The organism is Bacillus sp. DB-2, assembly GCF_003315125.1.
Classification (GTDB): Bacteria; Bacillota; Bacilli; order Bacillales; family Bacillaceae_G; genus Bacillus_A; species Bacillus_A mycoides.
Genome location: NZ_QNRN01000001.1, coordinates 257,105 through 277,725 on the forward strand (window position 1 = coordinate 257,105; position 20,621 = coordinate 277,725).

The 20,621-nt window shown below is 37.8% G+C and carries 16 protein-coding genes and 1 other annotated feature; of the genes, 2 read left to right on the forward strand and 14 right to left on the reverse strand.

From position 1 onward, the window contains the following. Positions 1-38: 38 nt before the first annotated feature. The 9 genes from DET63_RS01415 to hemA form a co-directional block, all read right to left on the reverse strand. On the reverse strand, positions 39-2,684 hold the full coding sequence (locus DET63_RS01415; protein WP_002143265.1) for a valine--tRNA ligase: 2,646 nt from the start codon (positions 2,682-2,684) through the stop codon (positions 39-41). A gap of 38 nt (positions 2,685-2,722) precedes the next feature. Beyond that, positions 2,723-2,954, reverse strand: a binding site (T-box leader). 134 nt (positions 2,955-3,088) lie between these two features. After that, positions 3,089-4,114, reverse strand: a complete 1,026-nt coding sequence (ysxE, locus tag DET63_RS01420) for a spore coat protein YsxE (protein WP_002088823.1) — start codon at positions 4,112-4,114, stop codon at positions 3,089-3,091. Positions 4,115-4,186: 72 nt separating this feature from the next. Continuing rightward, positions 4,187-5,194, reverse strand: a complete 1,008-nt coding sequence (gene spoVID / locus DET63_RS01425; protein WP_181777885.1) for a stage VI sporulation protein D — start codon at positions 5,192-5,194, stop codon at positions 4,187-4,189. 79 nt (positions 5,195-5,273) lie between these two features. Next, complete coding sequence (hemL, locus tag DET63_RS01430; protein ID WP_002138492.1) at positions 5,274-6,563, reverse strand: glutamate-1-semialdehyde 2,1-aminomutase; 1,290 nt, start codon at positions 6,561-6,563, stop codon at positions 5,274-5,276. Next, positions 6,563-7,552: a porphobilinogen synthase gene (gene hemB, locus DET63_RS01435; protein ID WP_113935652.1), complete on the reverse strand. Its 990-nt coding sequence runs from the start codon at positions 7,550-7,552 to the stop codon at positions 6,563-6,565. Before hemB ends, hemL begins: the two co-directional genes overlap by 1 nt. Before the next feature lie 20 nt (positions 7,553-7,572). Then, complete coding sequence (hemD, locus tag DET63_RS01440) at positions 7,573-8,325, reverse strand: uroporphyrinogen-III synthase (protein ID WP_113935653.1); 753 nt, start codon at positions 8,323-8,325, stop codon at positions 7,573-7,575. Between the two features lie 2 nt (positions 8,326-8,327). Continuing rightward, the gene (hemC, locus tag DET63_RS01445) at positions 8,328-9,257 is read right to left on the reverse strand and encodes a hydroxymethylbilane synthase (RefSeq protein ID WP_002034194.1); all 930 of its coding nucleotides are present in this window, start codon (positions 9,255-9,257) and stop codon (positions 8,328-8,330) included. 15 nt (positions 9,258-9,272) lie between these two features. Beyond that, positions 9,273-10,106 carry a cytochrome c biogenesis protein gene (locus DET63_RS01450; protein ID WP_002015354.1) on the reverse strand — a complete coding sequence of 278 codons (834 nt, stop codon included), beginning with the start codon at positions 10,104-10,106 and terminating at the stop codon, positions 9,273-9,275. 17 nt (positions 10,107-10,123) lie between these two features. Beyond that, positions 10,124-11,455 carry a glutamyl-tRNA reductase gene (gene hemA / locus DET63_RS01455; protein ID WP_002034196.1) on the reverse strand — a complete coding sequence of 444 codons (1,332 nt, stop codon included), beginning with the start codon at positions 11,453-11,455 and terminating at the stop codon, positions 10,124-10,126. A 417-nt stretch (positions 11,456-11,872) separates the two neighbouring features. Between hemA and DET63_RS01460 the strand changes: the two genes are divergently transcribed. After that, on the forward strand, positions 11,873-12,325 hold the full coding sequence (locus DET63_RS01460) for a MarR family winged helix-turn-helix transcriptional regulator (protein ID WP_002015350.1): 453 nt from the start codon (positions 11,873-11,875) through the stop codon (positions 12,323-12,325). 2 nt (positions 12,326-12,327) lie between these two features. Next, positions 12,328-12,744: an organic hydroperoxide resistance protein gene (locus DET63_RS01465; protein ID WP_002067365.1), complete on the forward strand. Its 417-nt coding sequence runs from the start codon at positions 12,328-12,330 to the stop codon at positions 12,742-12,744. 34 nt (positions 12,745-12,778) lie between these two features. On the opposite strand, the gene yihA is transcribed toward DET63_RS01465, so the two are convergent. The 5 genes from yihA to tig form a co-directional block, all read right to left on the reverse strand. Further along, the gene (gene yihA, locus DET63_RS01470) at positions 12,779-13,375 is read right to left on the reverse strand and encodes a ribosome biogenesis GTP-binding protein YihA/YsxC (RefSeq protein ID WP_002088829.1); all 597 of its coding nucleotides are present in this window, start codon (positions 13,373-13,375) and stop codon (positions 12,779-12,781) included. Beyond that, positions 13,372-15,702, reverse strand: a complete 2,331-nt coding sequence (lon, locus tag DET63_RS01475; protein ID WP_002067361.1) for an endopeptidase La — start codon at positions 15,700-15,702, stop codon at positions 13,372-13,374. The genes yihA and lon overlap by 4 nt, the downstream gene beginning before the upstream one ends. Positions 15,703-15,887: 185 nt before the next feature. Next, the gene (gene lonB / locus DET63_RS01480; protein WP_002034202.1) at positions 15,888-17,558 is read right to left on the reverse strand and encodes an ATP-dependent protease LonB; all 1,671 of its coding nucleotides are present in this window, start codon (positions 17,556-17,558) and stop codon (positions 15,888-15,890) included. Positions 17,559-17,664: 106 nt separating this feature from the next. Beyond that, positions 17,665-18,924 carry an ATP-dependent protease ATP-binding subunit ClpX gene (gene clpX, locus DET63_RS01485; protein WP_000472285.1) on the reverse strand — a complete coding sequence of 420 codons (1,260 nt, stop codon included), beginning with the start codon at positions 18,922-18,924 and terminating at the stop codon, positions 17,665-17,667. 264 nt (positions 18,925-19,188) lie between these two features. Continuing rightward, on the reverse strand, positions 19,189-20,466 hold the full coding sequence (tig, locus tag DET63_RS01490; protein ID WP_002034203.1) for a trigger factor: 1,278 nt from the start codon (positions 20,464-20,466) through the stop codon (positions 19,189-19,191). Between the last annotated feature and the right edge of the window lie 155 nt (positions 20,467-20,621).

The window sequence follows — 20,621 nt, forward strand, 5'->3', positions numbered from 1 at the left end:
AGAGACTCACCAATATAGTGAGTCTCTGAAAAACATTTTTATTTCTCAAGATCAGCTAGACGTTGACGAACCGCTTCGCGTTTTTCTAGATAATCTTGCTCTTTCGCACGCTCTCCGTCAATAACTTCTGCAGGAGCTTTCGCTACGAATCCTTGGTTTGAAAGTTTCTTCTGTACACGTTCTACTTCTTTACCAAACTTCTCAAGTTCTTTTTCAAGACGCGCTTTCTCTTCATCAAGATTGATAAGATCAGCTAACGGTAAGAATAACTCTGCACCTGATACGATTGCAGTCATCGCTTTTTCTGGCGCTTGTAAATCAATCTTAATTGTTAGTTCACTTGGGTTACAGAAACGCTCAATGTAAGAGCTATTTTTCGTAAGCTGGGCTAGTACTGCCTCGTCTTTTGCTTTAATTTGCATTTGAACTTTTTTGCTCATTGGCGTATTTACTTCCGCACGGATGTTACGAACAGAGCGAATGATATCAACTAGAAGGTGCATTTCCGCTGCCGCTTCTTTATCTTGTAAATCTTCGCGAACTGTTGGCCATGCTGCTACTGTAATAGACTCGCCTTCATGCGGTAAATGCTGCCAAATTTTCTCTGTTACAAATGGCATGAATGGATGTAATAGACGCATTGTTTGGTCTAATACGTAAGCTAAAATCGAACGAGTTGTTTTCTTAGCTGCTTCATCTTCACCGTATAGTGGAAGTTTCGCCATCTCAATGTACCAGTCACAGAAATCATCCCAAATGAAGTTGTATAATGAACGACCAGCTTCACCGAACTCATATTTATCCATGTTACGTGTTACACTTTCGATTGTTTCGTTTAAGCGAGTTAAAATCCACTTATCTGCAACTGATTTTTCACCAGTTAAATCGATTTCTTCATACTTCATGTCATCCATGTTCATTAATACGAAACGTGATGCGTTCCAAATTTTATTAATGAAGTTCCAAGTAGATTCTACTTTTTCCATGCTGAAACGTAAATCTTGACCTGGTGCACTTCCTGTTGATAAGAAGTAACGCATCGCATCTGCACCGTACTTCTCGATAACATCCATCGGATCAATACCGTTACCAAGAGATTTACTCATTTTACGTCCTTGCTCATCACGAACTAAACCGTGAATTAATACATCTTTAAATGGACGCTCTCCTGTAAACTCTAAACCTTGGAAAATCATACGAGATACCCAGAAGAAGATGATGTCATAACCAGTTACTAAAGCATCTGTTGAATAGAACTTTTTAAAGTCTGCTGCATCTTCATTCGGCCAGCCAAGTGTTGAGAATGGCCATAATGCTGAACTGAACCATGTATCAAGCACGTCATTATCTTGATTCCAGTTTTCAAGATCTGCTGGCGCTTCTGTACCTACGTATACTTCACCAGTTTCTTTATGATACCAAGCTGGAATGCGGTGTCCCCACCATAATTGACGAGAAATACACCAGTCATGAATGTTTTCCATCCAGCGTAAGTATGTGTTTTCAAAACGCTCTGGTACGAACGTTACTTTTTCTTCTTCTTTTTGTTGAAGTTCTACCGCTTTTTCTGCAAGTGGAGCCATTTTTACGAACCATTGTGTTGATAAATAAGGCTCAACAACTGCACCGCTACGCTCACTATGACCTACTGAGTGCATATGAGGCTCGATTTCTACTAATACGCCAGCTTCTTGTAAGTCTTTCACTAACTCTTTACGGCATTCGAAACGATCCATACCGTTATACTTACCAGCTTTTTCGTTCATCGTTCCATCTTCGTTCATTACTAAAATACGTGGTAAGTCATGACGGTTACCTACTTCAAAGTCATTCGGGTCATGAGCTGGTGTAATTTTCACAACGCCTGTTCCGAAGTCTTTTTCTACGTATTCATCAGCAATAATCGGAATCTCTCGGCCTACGATTGGAAGTGTAACTGTTTTTCCGATTAAATGTTTGTAGCGATCATCTTCTGGATGAACTGCTACCGCTGTATCACCAAGCATTGTTTCTGGACGAGTAGTTGCAAGGCGAATGTGACCAGAACCGTCTGTTAGCGGATAGTTCATATGGTAGAATGCACCTTGAACTTCTTTATGAATTACTTCAATATCAGAAAGAGCTGTGCGTGTTGCTGGATCCCAGTTGATGATATACTCACCGCGGTAAATTAAGCCTTTTTCATATAATTGAACGAATACTTTATTAACAGCGTTAGATAAACCTTCGTCTAATGTGAAGCGTTCACGAGAATAGTCTAGTCCTAAACCAACTTTCCCCCATTGTTGACGAATGTGAGAAGCGTATTCTTCTTTCCATTCCCAAGCTTTTTCAAGGAATTTCTCACGACCAAGATCGTAACGTGAAATACCTTCTTCACGAAGTTTCCCTTCTACTTTCGCTTGCGTTGCGATACCAGCATGATCCATTCCTGGAAGCCATAATACATCGTAACCTTGCATACGCTTTGTACGAGTTAAAATATCTTGAAGCGTCGTATCCCAGGCGTGACCTAAGTGTAACTTACCAGTTACGTTCGGAGGTGGAATTACAATTGTATATGGTTGTTTCTTCTCATCTCCTGTTGCTTCGAAATATTTGCCTTCAAGCCACCACTTGTAAAGGCCTTCTTCAACGGACATATGATCATATTTAGTTGGTAAATTATTTTCCGTGTTTGACATTATTTTCCCTCCTTAAAATAAAAAATGCCCCTCATCCAAAAAAGGACGAGGGACATCGCGGTACCACCTTTATTTACAAACAAATTCAGAATTTGCTTATACTCTTAATTTGATAACGGACAAATCCGTCTTTTCCTAATAAGAATCATTCCGTTCAGAAAAGATGCTCCAGGGCTACCTTCTAACATAACTATCTAGAGAACCTCCCAGCCAATGGTTCCCCTCTCTGAAGACGTTTCATGTTATACTCTTCCCCTTCAATGCATTTATGTGATTGTTAATTATTATATACAATAGTGTAAAAAACGAAACCTTATTCGTCAAGATAAATTTGAAACTACGGCTTTTATCTCTTTATGGAACTAATAAAAAAAGATAAGCAGGGTTCTCCCTACTTATCTTCTTTATCCGTTCCCTTGCTGGGCAGCTTGTAATTGCGAAAGGAAATATTCTGTATTACTAATGAGCCAATGCGATTGCTGCAGAATTTTCACCCCGCGAAGCTCATTTTCTTCATTACGACTCTTTCTTCTTTTCGTATACGACTGAATTTGCCGAATAAAATGCGACGGGTACGTCATATACGCAAACATAAGAAGCTGCTCCTCTTTCGTAAATGGAAAATTTTTTTGATACATTTGATACCATTCAAAGCGGTCGCTCCGCGCAATTGGATATGTGTTCAAAGACCTTGAATAAAAGCTGACGATATCCTGTACCGGTGTAGCAAACTGAGACTTTTCTAAACTAATAAAATAACCGTTTCGTTCATAATCAAATAAAAAGTGATTAAGCGATACATTTCCATGAACGAAAGTAGTACGTGTTTTTTCCTTTTCTTTCATTGCATCATGCCATTCACTTAATTGTTTCGTTGCGAACTCACGTGCTCTCATAACGTGGTGATAATACGTACAATATTGTAATTCAAATGGAGACATATACCACTTCGCTTCAGATTCTATGAGAAACTCTTCTAATATCTCGCCATCATTTTCCCAACGGTCGGATATATTTGTATAATGTTTTTCTAAATCTTCTTCTGTATAAGTCTCCTCTTTCACCGTTTTTTGATGCAACGTCCCGAGCGTTTGAAACATCTTATGGTATTGATCATTATCTTCGCCGTTTCCTTCCGCACGTTCTAACCAAGGCATTAAATAATAGCTATACGCCCCATCACTTAAAACATAATTCCCGTCCGTCGTGTGATAGATAGGTACATAATTCGAAAAACCTTTCTCCTTCAAATATTGAATATGGTGTAAAAAATTATTCCGCTCTAATTTTCTATCTTGTATTTTCTTTAACGCATACGGACCTTGATTCGTATAAATTTTCATTACACTTCCGTGCTCTTCCATATGCTGAGTGTCCAATCTATATTGCCTCACAATGGGTTCATAGCGATTTCGTAATTCAATATCCATACGAATAACCCTTTCTTATTCAAAACATAGCTTCTAGGAAAAGAAAAGAGGTGAGTGAAAAAACTCACTCACTTATTTCACTGTTGCTTTTGAAACAGGAATATATATAATTTGCCCTGTAGTTAAATATATATCTTCTGATTGATTTACACGATATAAGCTTTGTACAGTCGTTTCATAACGTTCTGCAACCGATTCAATTGTATCTCCTTCTTGTACGAAGTACATTCTTAACTTCGTAAATTCTTCTTCTGGTTCTTTCGTAAATAATTTCGTTAAATAAAGTGCATTTTCATCTCGCTGTGAATATGCTTCTTCCTCTGGCTCTTCCTGCTTTTTCGCTTTTTCTTTCTTGAAATTTTTCCGCCCGAACAATTCAAATTGTGGCGTCTTTTCTTGCTCCTCTTCACGCTCCACAAGTTCATGTTCTTCTAATGCCTCTTCTTCTATTTCTTGCTCTTTTCTTTCCTCTAGCTGAAACGGTTCAAATGCATAATCTTCCCATCCATCTGATTCTTTATAGACTGGTACCTCTTCGTGCAGCACAGGTCTACTTTCATCCTCTTCAGCTGAATCAGCTTCCAACTCAGCATACACCGTCTCTTCCTCTTCATCCTCGGTTCTTTCCTCATCACATAAGCCTGTAATAGATATATCCGCTAATAGTTGTAAGCAACCATTTTCCTTTAATTCATAATCAAATTCCTCGATTGATACATATAATTCTTCAATTACTTTCACTCGATTTCTTGGAATTGATATTTCGAGCGGAAAGGAATGGACAAGCTCATTAACCCCGTCTCCCCTTGTTTCTACATAATCAATTGCCTTTGCTGGTGATAGCTCTCTTAATGAATAAGCTGAATCATCTTGCCTTGCAACGTACTCTCCCGTTAAATCTAATTGCCCCCTCACGATAACTTCATGATCGAGCTCCTCTATCTCAACGTCTGGATCTAACGAAATTGACAAAAGTTCTTCGACTTCCTGTCCCTTCTGGAACCAAACAGATTCTTTTAATGAAAATCGTAATGAATGATCTGTTGCCACTTCTTTTCCCCCTCCCAAACTATATGTCATTACAGATTTATGTTCCCTAAGGCTACTTTATGAATAAAAAAAATCGCTCCCCTAATGGAAAGCGATTTTCTCTAAGAAATTATGCTTTTAATTTTGACATTGCAATTTCGGCCGCTGCAATTGTCGCCTCAATATCTGCATCACTATGTGCTGTCGATAAGAATAAACCTTCAAATTGAGAAGGTGGTAAAAATACACCTTGTTCTACCATTTCACGATAGTAAGCTGCAAAGAATTCTAAGTTTGAAGATTTTGCTGCATCATAATTAATAACTTGCTCATCCGTAAAGAAAATACCAATCATAGAACCTGCACGATTAATGTGATGCGGGATATTATGCTTTTCAGCTGCCTTACGTAGTCCAGCCTCTAATATTTCTGCTTTACGCTCAAATTCCACATATGATTCTGGCGTTAACTGCACTAACGTTTCATAACCTGCTGTCATTGCAAGTGGATTACCCGATAATGTTCCAGCTTGGTAAATCGGTCCGCTTGGTGCAACTTGACGCATAATCTCTGCCTTCCCACCGTATGCTCCTACCGGCAAGCCACCACCGATTACTTTACCTAAACAAGTTAAGTCAGGAGTTACACCGTAATAACCTTGTCCACAATTATAAGCAACACGGAATCCTGTCATTACTTCATCAAAAATAAGTAGTGCACCGTTTTGCTCTGTCACTTCACGAAGTCCTTCTAAAAACCCTGGTTGCGGGGGAACAACACCCATATTCCCTGCCACTGGTTCTACAATTATACAAGCGATGTCATCACCGAATTGTTCGAAAGCATATTTTACACTTTCTAAATCGTTATACGCTACTGTAATCGTATTTTTCGCTACACCTTCTGGTACACCAGGGCTATCTGGTAAACCTAGCGTTGCTACACCCGAACCTGCTTTAATCAATAAAGAATCACCATGACCGTGATAACAACCAATGAATTTCAAAATTTTGTTACGTCCAGTGTAACCACGAGCTAAACGTAGTGCACTCATTGTCGCCTCTGTTCCAGAGTTAACCATACGCACAATCTCAATTGATGGTACACGCTCAATAACAAGCTGCGCTAATTTATTTTCAATTTCTGTTGGTGCACCAAAGCTTGTTCCTTTTTCAGCAACAGCTTTTAAAGCCTCAACAACACGATCATTCGCATGACCATGAATTAAAGGTCCCCACGATAATACGTAATCGATGTATTCATTCCCATCGATATCATATACTTTAGAGCCTTTTCCGCGCTCCATAAACAGCGGATTCATACCAACAGACTTAAAAGCACGAACAGGGCTGTTTACGCCTCCAGGCATTAAATTTTGAGCCTCTTCAAACGCCGCAATCGACTTATCAAATTTTTTCATTATTTAGCGCCTCCTTCTTGTAACCATCTTGCTGCATCTTTTGCATGATACGTAATAATCAAGTCTGCTCCTGCGCGTTTCATGCTAATTAATTTCTCAAGTACAACTTCTTTTTCATTAATCCAACCATTTTGTGTTGCTGCTTTAATCATCGAATATTCACCACTTACGTTATAAGCAACGACTGGTAAGTTAAAGTTATTTTTCACATCACGAACGATATCTAGATAAGAAAGAGCTGGCTTTACAATTAAGAAGTCTGCCCCTTCCATTACATCTGATTCTGCTTCACGGAATGCTTCCATACGGTTCGCTGGGTCCATTTGATATGTTTTACGGTCACCAAACTGCGGTGCACCGTGTGCTGCATCACGGAACGGTCCGTAAAATGCTGATGAATATTTCACAGCGTACGACATAACTGGTACGTGCGCGAAACCATTTTCATCTAATGCATGGCGAATTGCTGTTACAAATCCGTCCATCATGTTAGATGGTGCAATAATGTCTGCCCCTGCTTTCGCTTGACTTACAGCTGTTTTTGCAAGAGCTGCAAGAGACTCATCATTTAAAATAACGCCATCTTCAATAACACCGCAATGACCATGGCTTGTGAATTGACATAAACATGTATCTGCAACTACTACTAGCTCTGGGAACTCATCTTTAATTTGCTTAATTGCACGCTGTACAATTCCATGCTCACAATATGCCGATGATCCAACTTCGTCCTTTTCAGCAGGTAAACCAAATACAATAACAGAACGAATACCTAAATCAACGACCTCTTGCATTTCAGCTTGCAATAAATCTAAAGACATTTGATATACGCCTGGCATAGAAGGAACTTCATTACGAGTATTTTCTCCTTCTAATACAAAAATAGGGTAAATAAAATCTTCTGTATGTAAAAATGTTTCACGTACAAGCGCACGCATGCCCCCGCTTTGTCTTAAACGACGATGACGATTAAATTGTAAAGAATTCATAGATTTCTATCCCCATTCTTTTATTTTATAGATTCACAAATGCATTGCAGTAATGCTTCTACAGTGTACTCTTTTGGCACAATAACATGTGGAAAATAGAGGTTCGCCTCTTTTTCCGTAATAGGCCCTATACAAGCAATTGTACATTTTTTCGTCCATTCTCTCCAGTTTGTACCCTCAAGTAAACGAACAAAACTATCAACAGTTGAAGGGCTCGTAAATGTAATAATATTTACTTCTCCTAATTTCAATGCTGTTATAAGTTCTTGTTTTTTCTCTACATTCACCTTCGTACCATATACAATTAACTCATCTAGAAAAACACCAAACTCCCTAAGTTTAACCGGGATTACATCTCTTGCTAAATTCCCTTTCGGAAATAAAATACGCTCGTTTCCACTTAATTCTTTTAGAAACTCTTCGGCAAATGTTTCTGCAACAAACGAGGTCGGAACAAAATGAACTTGATAGCCCCTTTTTTCTAACTCTAATTTTGTTTTCACGCCTACCGCAGCGATTTTAATAGTTAATGGTATTTTTGTTTCTAAACCATCTAGAAAAAAAGCTACACCATTTTTACTCGTAAAAATAACCCAGTCATACGAATGTAGTTGCCTTGTTATACGTTGAATTTGCCTATGAGATGTGCCTTTCATACGCAAAAGCGGAATTTCCAATGGAATTCCGCTCCTTTCTTTCACTGCTACACTCATTTGTTTCGCTTGATGCTGGGCACGTGTAATCAATACTGTTTTGCCAGCGAGAGCGTTCATATTTATTGTTGCTCCTTATTTGCAGCAAGGATGAGCTCTTTTGCTCCTTGTTTAATTAAACGGTCCGCAGCCTCTAATCCAACTTGCTTCGGATCATTGCCTACTACTATCTCTTTCAATAAAACAGAACCGTCCATAGAACCGACAAGCGCTGTTAATTCGATTGCATCATTTTCTTTAAGAGTTGCATATCCAGCGATTGGAACTTGGCATCCACCTTCAAGTTTATGAAGAAATACTCGTTCAGCAGCCACTGTTCTTTCTGTTACTGCATCATTAATATGCGCTAACAACTGAAGTAAATCCGTATCATCCTCACGACATTCAATCGCTAATGCACCTTGTCCTACGGCTGGTACACATAACGTTTCATCTAAATGTTCTGTAATAACTTCTCCGTCCCAGCCCATTCTCTGTAATCCAGCTGTCGCTAAAATAATTGCATCGTAATCTTCATCTTTTAACTTACGTAAGCGTGTATCGATATTCCCACGAATCCATTTCACTTGTAAATCTGGTCTCGCAGCTAGTAGTTGTGCACTACGTCTCAAACTACTCGTTCCTAAGATCGCGCCTTCTGCTAAGTCTTTAAACGATTCTCCGTTTTTAGAAATAAAAGCATCACGAGGGTCAACGCGCTTTGGCGTACAACCAATCGTTAATCCATCTGGAAGTACAGCTGGCATATCTTTCATACTATGTACAGCCATATCAATTTCTTTCGTAAGTAACGCATGTTCAATTTCCTTTACAAATAAACCTTTTCCGCCTACTTTTGAAAGAGTAACATCTAAAATAACATCACCTTTTGTGACGATTTCTTTCACTTCAAATTCATATGGTAAACCAAGCGCTTTTAATTGATCAATAAACCAATTAGTTTGTGTTAATGCTAGTTTACTCTTTCGTGAACCTACAATAATTTTGCGCATAATTCTCTCTCCTCATTATAAATACCAAAAGTGGAAATTAGATAAACTGCTTAATAGAAAAATGTTAACTAGCATTACGAGAAATGCCCCGATATTCCACTGCACAATTTTCTTACCTTGCAACACATCTGCCGCTCGTAAATATAAGCCCACGCAATATACAAATAGAACGACAAAAGACCCAATTACTTTCGTATCATACCAATGGAAATTATCCAATTTTGTATATCCCCATATGCATCCTAATATAATTGCTAATAAGAAAAACGGAACAGAAAATAAATTTAATCCGTAAGACATAGATTCAAGCTTCGGCAAATTTCCTAATCTTCTTAATCTCGCATTCCACTTTTTCTTTTTTAATAGTCGGTATTGCAATAAATACATAATAGAAAAAATAAACGATACAGTAAACGTTGCATAAGAAATAATCGCCATACCGACATGCACGTATACAAGTTCTGAAACTAGTTGCTCTGCAAGTACTGGCGACATCTTCCCGAGCGGTGTAAAAATAGAAAAAGCGCTTACGCCAAATGCTACAACATTTGTAAAAAAGACTAAAAAGTCAATACGCATAAATCGATTAATGACTAATGACATCGTAATCAATAACCAAACATAAAAATAAATCCCTGATAATAAAGTTAAAATAGGATTCGTTTCTGAATCTGTAGCCCTAAGCAACATAAAGATAGACTGCAGAACCCATACAATCGAAAGTAACCAAAAAGCAAAGCGGTTCGCCTTTCGGTTACTTTGGAAATAATCTATAAAATATAAACTAATGCTACAAGCATATAAAATAATTGCAATATGATAAATAATACTGTTATTTAAAAAACTCATCCGATCATCCTTCCAAGTTATAAAGATGGAACGGATGGTGTCCACGCTCTTTTATGTTCTACTTCTTCCGTATTTCCCGCTTCTTCCACTTCTAAATCAAAAATCTTCGCAAATAAAGCTAATTTTTCGCCAGCTCCCTCTTCAACAGCTAATTCTTTAGCTACTAAAATTGGGTCTTTTAACAATTGGTTAATAATACTTTTCGTATGTTTACTAATTACTTTTTTCTCACGATCACTAAGGTTTGGTATTTTTCGCTCAAGGCTTTCCATCGTATCACTTTGAATTGCTAGCGCTTTATCACGAAGAGCTGATATTAACGGTACAACACCTAGCGTACTTAACCACGTTTTAAATAAAACCATTTCTTCTTCAATCATAAATTGAATTTTCTCTGCTTCTTTTAAACGTTCAGCACGGTTTGCTTCAACTACACCTTGCAGATCGTCGATATCATATAAGAAAGAGCCTTCTAATTCATCAATCGCCGGATCAATATCACGTGGTACTGCAATATCAACCATAAATAACGGACGACCAGAGCGCATTCTCTCTACTTTTGTCATCATTTCTTTCGTAATGACATATTCTGATGCACCCGTTGAACTAATTAAAATATCCGCTTCTAATAATGCACATTGCAATTCACTTAAAGGCTTTGCATGTCCCATATATTTCTCAGCCATCACTTCCGCTTTCGTAAGCGTCCTATTCATAACCGTTACTTTACGAGCTCCACTTCCGTATAAGTTTTGCAGTGCAAGTTCACCCATCTTACCCGCACCAAGAATAAGTACATGACAATCTGTTAAATCGCCAAATATTTTCTTTCCGAGCTCAACAGCAGCATAACTAACAGACATCGCACTTTCACCAATCGTTGTTTCTGAGTGCGCACGTTTTGCTAACGTAACCACTTGCTTAAACAACTCATTAAAAATTGTACCTGTCGCTTTTACTTGTTGTGCTTCTAAAAAGCTATCTTTTATTTGACCTAAAATTTGCGTCTCTCCAACAACCATAGAATCCAAACCGCATGTTACGCGGAATAAATGATCTATTGCGCCATCTTGTTCAAAAATAGACAAGTATGGTGCGACTTCTTCTATTTCAAGCTGAAACCAATCAGCTAAAAACTTCTTAATGTAATACCGTCCCGTGTGTAATTGATCGACAACAGCGTAAATCTCAGTGCGATTACAAGTTGATACAATGACATTTTCTAGCACGCTCTTTTGGTTTTGTAATGTAGTCATTGCTTGCTCTAGCTCTGCTGCCTGAAATGTGAGTTTCTCACGAAATTCTACAGGGGCTGTTCGATAATTTACACTAACAACAAGAATATGCACGCAGCATGTCCCCCTTCACCCGTTTTATCACTTTATCTACTATCATAATACAACTTTCCTCTTATGAATCTGACAATCGTGTGAACAACTGATTATTTTTTATTTATTCTCCATATGTAATAAAGGAGCTTCAGTAAGATTAATAAAGAACTTTCTACTTTATAATAATTATAAAATAATAACTCTATTTGTACGTTACCAAAAAAAGTCCTCATAATCAAGTGATGGAAACTATTCCATATTAATTATAACATCATCTTTTCTATCTTCTTTCATCATGAAGGAAAATATGTATGATTGTTCCAAAATATAGTACTCACTTTCTCGATGCAATGCATTTGACATTGTATTTCTTTTTCGTTATATTGGTTTTACAAAATTAAATTGTGCACAACTTAAAAATATAAGGAGTTGCCTATGAAAGAAAATCCTTTGCATCTAGATAACCAACTTTGTTTTTCTATTTACGCTTGTTCTAGAGAGGTTACCCGTTTTTACCGCCCCTATTTAGAAGAAATGGGCATTACGTATCCCCAGTACATTACTTTACTCGTACTCTGGGAACAAGACGGACTAACAGTGAAAGAAATTGGAGAACGTCTATTTTTAGATTCTGGTACTTTAACACCTATGTTAAAACGGATGGAATCATTAAAACTTGTACAACGTGTTCGTTCAAAAGAAGACGAGCGAAAAGTTTGTATTGAATTAACAGAACAAGGTAAAGATTTAAAAGAAATAGCTTGTTCATTACCAACAACGATGGCTACAAATTTAGGAATTACAGAGCAAGAATATCATTCTTTATTAATCCAATTAAACACATTAATTGAAACAATGAAAAAAATTAATGACAGAAAAGGGGAATAAACATGGATAAATTATATACTGCTTCAGTAACAGCAACAGGTGGAAGAAACGGTAAGGTAGTTTCAGATGATGGCATATTAAATCTTGATGTAAAAATGCCAAAAGCATTAGGTGGCGCAGGCGGAGAAGCAACAAATCCAGAACAATTATTTGCAGCTGGTTATGCAGCTTGCTTTGATAGTGCATTGCAACTTGTAATTCGTACAAAACGTATGAAGGTGGAAAGTACAGAAGTGGCTGCACACGTTTCTATCGGTAAAGATACAGATGGTGGTTTCGGACTATCTGCTGTACTTGACGTACATGTTGCTGGTGTTTCTCATGCCGAAGCACAAGAACTTGTAGAAGCCGCTCACGGTGTATGTCCTTACTCTAAAGCAACAAGAGGAAATATTGAAGTTACATTAAACGTACGCTAAAAGTTTAGTAAATAAAAAAAACGCGCGACATTCGTCACGCGTTTTTTGTTTTTGTCATTTTATGAATTGCTTTCCATGCTTCTTCTTTTCCAAGTCCTGTTTCAGAAGAGAATAGAACGATTTCATCGCCAATTTCAACAGCAAGCGTTTCTTTTACAACTTTTAAATGCTTTTGCCATTTCCCTTTCGGAATTTTATCGGCTTTCGTTGCAATAATAATTGTTGGGATTTCATAATGCTTTAAGAAATCATACATCATAATGTCATCTTTTGTTGGTTGGTGACGTAAATCAACTACTAATACAGCTGCGTCTAATTGCGTACGTGTTGTAAAGTAAGTCTCAATCATTCTGCCCCATGCCGCGCGCTCTGTTTTAGATACTTTCGCATATCCATAACCTGGAACGTCAACAAAATGCATCATTTCATTGATTAAGAAAAAGTTCAGCGTTTGCGTTTTTCCTGGTTTAGAAGAAATACGTACTAACTTTTTACGATTTAAAATTTTATTAATAAAGGAAGACTTCCCGACATTAGAACGACCTGCTAAGGCAATTTCTGGTAAATCACTGTCTGGATATTGTTCCGGTTTAACGGCACTAATTACAATATCTGCTTTTGTTACTTTCATTGTTTCACTCCTACTAATGCGTGCTCCAATACTTCGTCTAAATGAGATGCAAGCACAAACGTAAGGTTTTCTTTTACGCTCTCTGGAATATCATCTAAATCTTTCTCATTTTCCGCCGGTAAAATAATTTTTGTTAATCCCGCGCGGTGAGCACTTAATGTTTTTTCTTTCAAACCACCAATCGGTAATACACGACCACGAAGTGTAATTTCACCTGTCATACCAACTTCTTTACTTACAGGAATACCTGTTAGTGCAGAAATAAGTGCCGTTGCCATCGTAATACCTGCTGACGGTCCATCTTTTGGAACTGCTCCTTCTGGAACATGAATATGAATATCGTTTTTCTCATGGAAATCCGGATCAATATGAAGTTCTTCTGCACGAGAACGAATATAGCTAAACGCGGCTTGTGCGGATTCTTTCATAACATCCCCAAGTTTCCCTGTTAAAATTAATTTCCCTTTTCCTGGCGCTACAGACACTTCAATTGCAAGTGTATCGCCGCCCGCTGCTGTGTAAGCTAAACCTGTTGCCATACCAACTTGGTCTGTTTTTTCAGCTTGACCATAACGGAATATATGCTTACCAAGTAAATCAACAATATTTTTCTCTGTTACAACAATGCGCTTGCGTTCTGCTGTAACGATAATTTTTGCTGCTTTACGGCAAACTTTTGCAATTTGACGCTCTAACGTACGAACACCAGCCTCGCGTGTATAATAACGAATAATTTCAAGAAGCGCTTCATCACGTACTTGCAAATTACCTTTTCGCAAACCGTGCTCTTTTAATTGTTTCGGCAATAAGTGCTCACGAGCAATATGCACCTTTTCAAGTTCTGTATAACCAGCAATCGAAATGATTTCCATACGGTCAAGCAATGGGCCTGGAACACTTGCAAGTGTATTAGCAGTTGCAACGAACATAACTTTCGATAAATCATATGGCTCTTCAATGTAATGATCACTGAAGTTATGGTTTTGTTCTGGATCTAACACTTCAAGTAACGCCGCTGATGGGTCTCCCCTGAAATCGTTAGACATTTTATCAATCTCATCTAATAAGAAGACTGGATTAACTGTTTTCGCCTTTTTCATACCTTGAATAATACGTCCTGGCATCGCTCCTACATATGTACGACGGTGACCACGAATTTCAGATTCATCACGCACACCACCAAGAGAAACACGTACAAAATTACGATTTAACGATGTTGCAATAGAACGTGCTAACGAAGTTTTCCCAACCCCAGGAGGTCCTACTAGACAAAGAATTGGCCCTTTTAATGAATTCGTTAACTTCTGTACAGCTAAATATTCAAGTACTCGCTCTTTCACTTTTTCAAGACCGTAATGATCTTTATTTAAAATTTCTTCCGAATGAGTGAGGTCAATCATATCCTCTGTTGCTGTTGTCCATGGGAGAGCTAATAACCAATCAATATAATTACGAATGACACCACTCTCAGCAGAACTTACAGGTAATTTTTCATAACGATCTAATTCTTTCAGTGCAGCCTGCATTGTTTCTTCAGGCATTCCTGACTGTTCAATTTTCTCACGAAGTTCTTCAACTTCCCCGCCCTTGCCTTCTTTATCACCAAGTTCAGTTTGAATTGCCTTCATTTGCTCACGTAAGAAATATTCTTTTTGCGTGCGCTCCATTGAACGTTTCACTTTTTGTCCAATTTTCTTTTCTAGGCTAAGTAACTCTTGTTCATCTTGAATAATTGAAATAAGTGTATGTAGTCGTTCTTTCACAGATACAATCTCTAAAATCTCTTGTTTCTGCTTCGTTTTAATCGGTAAGTGAGAAGCAATTAAATCAGCTAGTCTTCCCGGTTCTTCTACATCAGCTACCGTTGCAAATGTTTCATTTGAAACTTTTTTCGAAACTTTAATATATTGTTCGAAATGCTCCAGTAACGTACGCATAAGAGCCTTCTCTTCTAAATCATCTTCTACTTCTTCCGTTACCGTTTTAATAGAAACTTGCACTATATTTTCTTCTTCGATAAACTCTACTACTTCTGCTCTATGTAAACCTTCTACAAGGACACGAAGCGTACCGTTCGGCAATTTTAACATTTGCTTCACTTTCGCCACTGTACCTACACTATATATGTCATCTTCTTTCGGATCGTCGATATTCATTTCTTTTTGCATTGCTAAAAAGATGATATTTTCATCCATTGCCGCCTGCTCTAGTGCTTGTATCGATTTATCACGTCCTACATCAAGATGCAGAACCATCGTTGGATATACGAGAATGCCTCTTAATGGTAGGAGGGGCACAATTCTTTCATTCGTATTCATACTAGACATAGCACCTCCATAATAAATTAAACTCCTGTTCAACTATTTTATATTACAATACATCTAGATGCAATTGCAGAGATTCTTCGCAATTGTTAATCCCCTGTTTTTTTGTGCCTCACGAAAAGAAAAAAGACTCCGCTTAAGCATACAAACTTAAACGAAGTCTGGCAAATTTTTATTATTGTATATTCTCACATTGATTGTGCATCTGTTTCGTCCAAATCATTATGTGCATCAAGCTCACGATGCATATTTTCCTGCATAAATGTTAATTCAAATACTTCTTTTAATTTGCGAACAGGAATGATCTCAATTCCCTTTATTGTATACAAAAATGGTTGCATGTTTTCAGCCGGAATGATGACTTTCTTAGCTCCCGCTTTTTTCGCAGCTTTTATTTTTGCGTACACACCACCAATAGGTTTCACTTCTCCGTGGATACTTATCTCACCTGTCATCGCTACTTCATTATTCACATACGTACGATGCACTGCTGAATAGACACCTGTTGCCATAGCAATACCTGCTGAAGGACCATCAATCGGGATACCACCAGGAAAATTAATATGTATATCATATCCTTCTGGCAACACATCTAGAGAACGAAGTACTGTTAACACATTATCAACAGAACCTTTCGCCATACTTTTACGGCGGATTGATTTCGTTTGATTTCCAATACTTTCCTCTTCTACAATTCCAGTGACATTTACTGATCCTTTATCTTTCGCAGGAATAGCTGTTACCTCAATTTCTAATAACGCACCTGTATTCGGCCCATATACAGCAAGCCCGTTCACAAGACCGATTCTCGGAATTGGATAAATACGTTTTTCGTACTTTGGTGTAAGCTGACTAGAATGAACAACCCACTCAATATCTTCATCTTTAATGAAAGGTCGTTCTTCATTTATCGCCATACCAGCAGAAATTTGCACGAGATTAATTGCTTCTCGTCCATTTCTTGCATACATTCCAATCATTTCGATACCGTTCTCACCTACTTGCATCTCCACTTTGTCAGCTGCATTTTTCGCTACTTTTTGAATTTCTTCTGTATCTAACTCACGGAAGAACACTTCTAAACAACGCGACCTAATTGCAGGAGGAATTTCCTCTGGTGAACGTGTCGTTGCACCAACTAAGCGAAAATCTGCAGGTAAACCTTTTTGAAAAATATCATGTATATACGTTGGAATCATCGAATTTTCTTCACTATAATACGCACTTTCCAAAAACACTTTCCGATCTTCTAACACCTTTAGCATTTTATTCATTTGAATTGGATGTAATTCACCAATCTCATCAATGAACAAAATACCACCATGCGCATCTGTTACAGCCCCTTTTTTCGGTTGCGGGATACCCGCTTGTCCCATTGCACCTGCTCCTTGATAAATAGGATCATGCACTGAACCAATTAATGGATCCGCAATACCACGCTCATCAAACCTAGCTGTCGTCGCATCAAGTTCGATAAATGTTGCATTTGTACGAAATGGAGATTTCGGATTTCGTTTCGCTTCTTCTAATACAAGGCGTGCTGCCGCTGTCTTTCCGACACCTGGCGGACCGTATATGATCACATGTTGCGGATTAGGACCACAAAGAGCCGCTTTTAACGACTTAATCCCGTCTTCTTGCCCTACAATGTCTATAAAGGATGTAGGACGTACCTTTTCCGCAAGCGGCTCTGTTAAAGAAACCTCACGCATTTTACGAAGCTGCTCTAATTCTTTTTTCGATTCTCGATCAATTGAAACTTTTTGTGTTCGCTGATTTCGAAGTAAATGCCAAAAATACAATCCGACAATTACGCCAAAAACAAGTTGAACAAGTAAAAATATATTTGTCCAGCTCATAATTCATTTCCTCCCGCTATGTTTTACCTTTTAGTATTTCCTGGGAGGAATAGTGCTAAACATAAAGAAAAACAGCAATTATAAAAATTGCTGTTTCTTCTTCGAATTATGCAGATGTTTTTGTATCAAGTACAGTACCGTCTTGTAACACCAATTTCGGCGGTTCATTATCAGCTACTGTTTCTTTCGTAAGAATACACTTCTCGATATCTTTGCGAGATGGAAGTTCGAACATTACATCAAGCATCAAACCTTCAATAATAGAACGAAGTCCACGAGCACCTGTTTTACGTTCAATTGCTTTTTTCGCAATCTCAACTAGTGCACCTTCTTCAAACTCTAACTCAACATCGTCAAGCTCCAATAATTTTTGGAATTGCTTAACAAGTGCATTTTTCGGTTTAGTTAAAATATCTACAAGAGCATCTTCATCAAGCGGCTCTAGGTTCGCAATAACTGGAAGACGACCGATAAACTCCGGAATTAAACCGAATCTTAAAAGATCCTCTGGTAAAACGTGAGATAAAACATGCTTCTCATTTACATCAGCATTTTTCTTCTCAGCACCAAATCCAATTACTTTCTCACCAAGGCGACGTTTAATAATAGGCTCGATGCCATCAAACGCTCCACCACAAATGAATAGGATGTTCGTTGTATCAATTTGAATAAACTCTTGATGTGGGTGCTTACGACCACCTTGAGGTGGAACGCTTGCTACAGTACCTTCTAAAATTTTCAGAAGTGCCTGCTGTACACCTTCACCAGATACATCACGTGTAATTGATGGATTTTCGGACTTACGTGCCACTTTATCAATCTCATCAATATAAATAATTCCTTTTTCCGCTTTTTCTACATCGTAATCAGCCGCTTGAATTAGTTTTAGTAAGATGTTTTCTACATCTTCCCCAACGTATCCAGCTTCTGTTAAAGATGTTGCGTCCGCGATTGCAAATGGAACATTTAAAATACGCGCTAATGTTTGTGCCAATAATGTTTTACCACTACCAGTTGGCCCAATAAGTGAAATATTACTCTTCGCTAATTCTACATCATCAATTTTGCTGTTAGAATTAATGCGTTTGTAATGGTTATATACCGCTACCGCTAGTGCTTTTTTCGCGTTATCTTGTCCGATGACATACTCATCTAAGATTTCACGAATTTCTACCGGTTTCGGTACATCTTTGAATTCTACTTCTTCGTCCTTCGCAAGCTCCTCTTGTACAATTTCAGTACAAAGCTCGATACACTCGTCACAAATGTAAACACCTGGACCTGCAACTAACTTTCGAACTTGCGTTTGTGTTTTACCACAGAAAGAACATTTTAATTGACCTTTTTCATCATTAAATTTAAACATATTTTCACACCCCTTACAAAGTGCTAACCTCTTGCCTTCGTATGTACACGATAAATGTATCGTATGTAAATACATATTATGTCACTACGTAGCGAGAAATACAAATAATATGACTAGTTATGTACAAATAAAAAAATTTTAAAACTTTTGAAATATGTATATTCGACTTACAAAGGCACTTTTCCTTCTTCATCGAAAAGTTTTATAAATATATTTCTATATTTATAAAACAAGGCACGATTAAAATCGCGCCTTGTTATTTTATTATGCAGCGTTGTCTACTAAGAAGTCTACAGCTTTACGCACTTTAAGATCTTCAGATAAAGCGTCTACGCTTCCAAGAGCTTGCTTGATAGCGTCTACTGGCATACCGTACATTTCAGCCATTTTTTCAACTTCTGCAGTTACTTCTTCTTCAGTAACTTCGATGTTTTCAGCTTCAATGATAGCTTCAAGAACAAGATTGATTCTTACACGTTTTTGTGCGTCCTCTTTCATTTGCTCTTTTAATTTGTCAGCGTCAGTACCTGTGAATTGGTAGTAAAGCTCAAGGTTCATACCTTGTTGGCTTAAACGTTGCTCGAATTCACGAACCATACGATCTAACTCAGTGTCGATCATAGCTTCTGGAATGTCGATTTCAGCGTTAGCAGCAGCTAATTCTACTACTTCGTCACGTACTTTGTGCTCAGCTTCGTGCTTTTTGCCTTCTTCTAAGTTTGTACGAAGTTTTGTTTTTAATTCATCAAGAGTTGCAACTTCTTCGTCAGCATCTTTAGCGAACTCGTCGTTTAACTCAGGAAGTTCTTTTGTTTTGATTTCGTGAATTGTTACTTTGAATGTTGCTGGTTTACCAGCTAATTCAGCAGCATGGTACTCTTCTGGGAATGATACTTCAACTTCTTTAGAATCACCAGATTTAAGACCAATTACTTGCTCTTCGAAACCTGGGATGAAAGTACCAGAACCGATTGCAAGAGAATAGTTTTCGCCTTTTCCGCCTTCAAATGCTTCGCCATCAACGAAACCTTCGAAGTCGATTACAGCTGTATCACCATCTGCAGCAGTTCCTTCTTCTTTAACAACTAGTTCAGCTTGACGCTCTTGTAAAGCTTTTACTTCGTTTTCTACATCCTCGTCAGTTACAGTTGTTTCAACTTTTTCTACTGCTAAACCTTTGTAATCACCTAATTTAACTTCAGGTTTTACAGTAACTTTTGCAGTGAAAATTAAGTTTTGGCCTTTTTCGAATTTCTCGATGTCAATCTCAGGATGAGCAACTGGGAAGATACCAGCTTCATCGATTGCTTCACCGTATGCTTTTGGTAAGATGATATCTAAAGCATCTTGGTATAAAGATTCAATACCAAAGCGTTGTTCGAATAATGGACGAGGCATTTTCCCTTTACGGAAACCTGGTACATTAATTGTTTTTACTACTTTTTTGAATGCAGCGTCGATAGAGTTATTTACTTCTTTAGCATCAACTTCGATTGTTAAAACGCCAACGTTACCTTCTAATTTTTCCCATTTTGTAGACATTTATTCTTTCCCTCCAACTATAATAATGTATGCACATACCTTTATAGATCAAAATTTTTATTATCTCTTTCTTGAAATAACAAATGTACAAATAACCCTCTAGCAAAAAGCTTTCAGATACAATGTTCCAATCTACTAATTGTCTAAAAGACAAC

What these genes read in the sequence shown, in the direction of transcription:
- tig (WP_002034203.1), bottom strand. Translation starts at nt 20,466, where the DNA reads ATGTCTACAAAATGGGAAAAATTAGAAGGTAACGTTGGCGTTTTAACA.
- yihA (WP_002088829.1), bottom strand. Translation starts at nt 13,375, where the DNA reads ATGAAAGTAACAAAAGCAGATATTGTAATTAGTGCCGTTAAACCGGAA.
- DET63_RS01415 (WP_002143265.1), bottom strand. Translation starts at nt 2,684, where the DNA reads ATGTCAAACACGGAAAATAATTTACCAACTAAATATGATCATATGTCC.
- DET63_RS01465 (WP_002067365.1), top strand. Translation starts at nt 12,328, where the DNA reads ATGGATAAATTATATACTGCTTCAGTAACAGCAACAGGTGGAAGAAAC.
- DET63_RS01460 (WP_002015350.1), top strand. Translation starts at nt 11,873, where the DNA reads ATGAAAGAAAATCCTTTGCATCTAGATAACCAACTTTGTTTTTCTATT.
- hemC (WP_002034194.1), bottom strand. Translation starts at nt 9,257, where the DNA reads ATGCGCAAAATTATTGTAGGTTCACGAAAGAGTAAACTAGCATTAACA.
- hemB (WP_113935652.1), bottom strand. Translation starts at nt 7,552, where the DNA reads ATGAATTCTTTACAATTTAATCGTCATCGTCGTTTAAGACAAAGCGGG.
- hemD (WP_113935653.1), bottom strand. Translation starts at nt 8,325, where the DNA reads ATGAACGCTCTCGCTGGCAAAACAGTATTGATTACACGTGCCCAGCAT.
- hemL (WP_002138492.1), bottom strand. Translation starts at nt 6,563, where the DNA reads ATGAAAAAATTTGATAAGTCGATTGCGGCGTTTGAAGAGGCTCAAAAT.
- DET63_RS01450 (WP_002015354.1), bottom strand. Translation starts at nt 10,106, where the DNA reads ATGAGTTTTTTAAATAACAGTATTATTTATCATATTGCAATTATTTTA.
- ysxE (WP_002088823.1), bottom strand. Translation starts at nt 4,114, where the DNA reads ATGGATATTGAATTACGAAATCGCTATGAACCCATTGTGAGGCAATAT.
- spoVID (WP_181777885.1), bottom strand. Translation starts at nt 5,194, where the DNA reads ATGACATATAGTTTGGGAGGGGGAAAAGAAGTGGCAACAGATCATTCA.
- lon (WP_002067361.1), bottom strand. Translation starts at nt 15,702, where the DNA reads ATGTCTAGTATGAATACGAATGAAAGAATTGTGCCCCTCCTACCATTA.
- lonB (WP_002034202.1), bottom strand. Translation starts at nt 17,558, where the DNA reads ATGAGCTGGACAAATATATTTTTACTTGTTCAACTTGTTTTTGGCGTA.
- clpX (WP_000472285.1), bottom strand. Translation starts at nt 18,924, where the DNA reads ATGTTTAAATTTAATGATGAAAAAGGTCAATTAAAATGTTCTTTCTGT.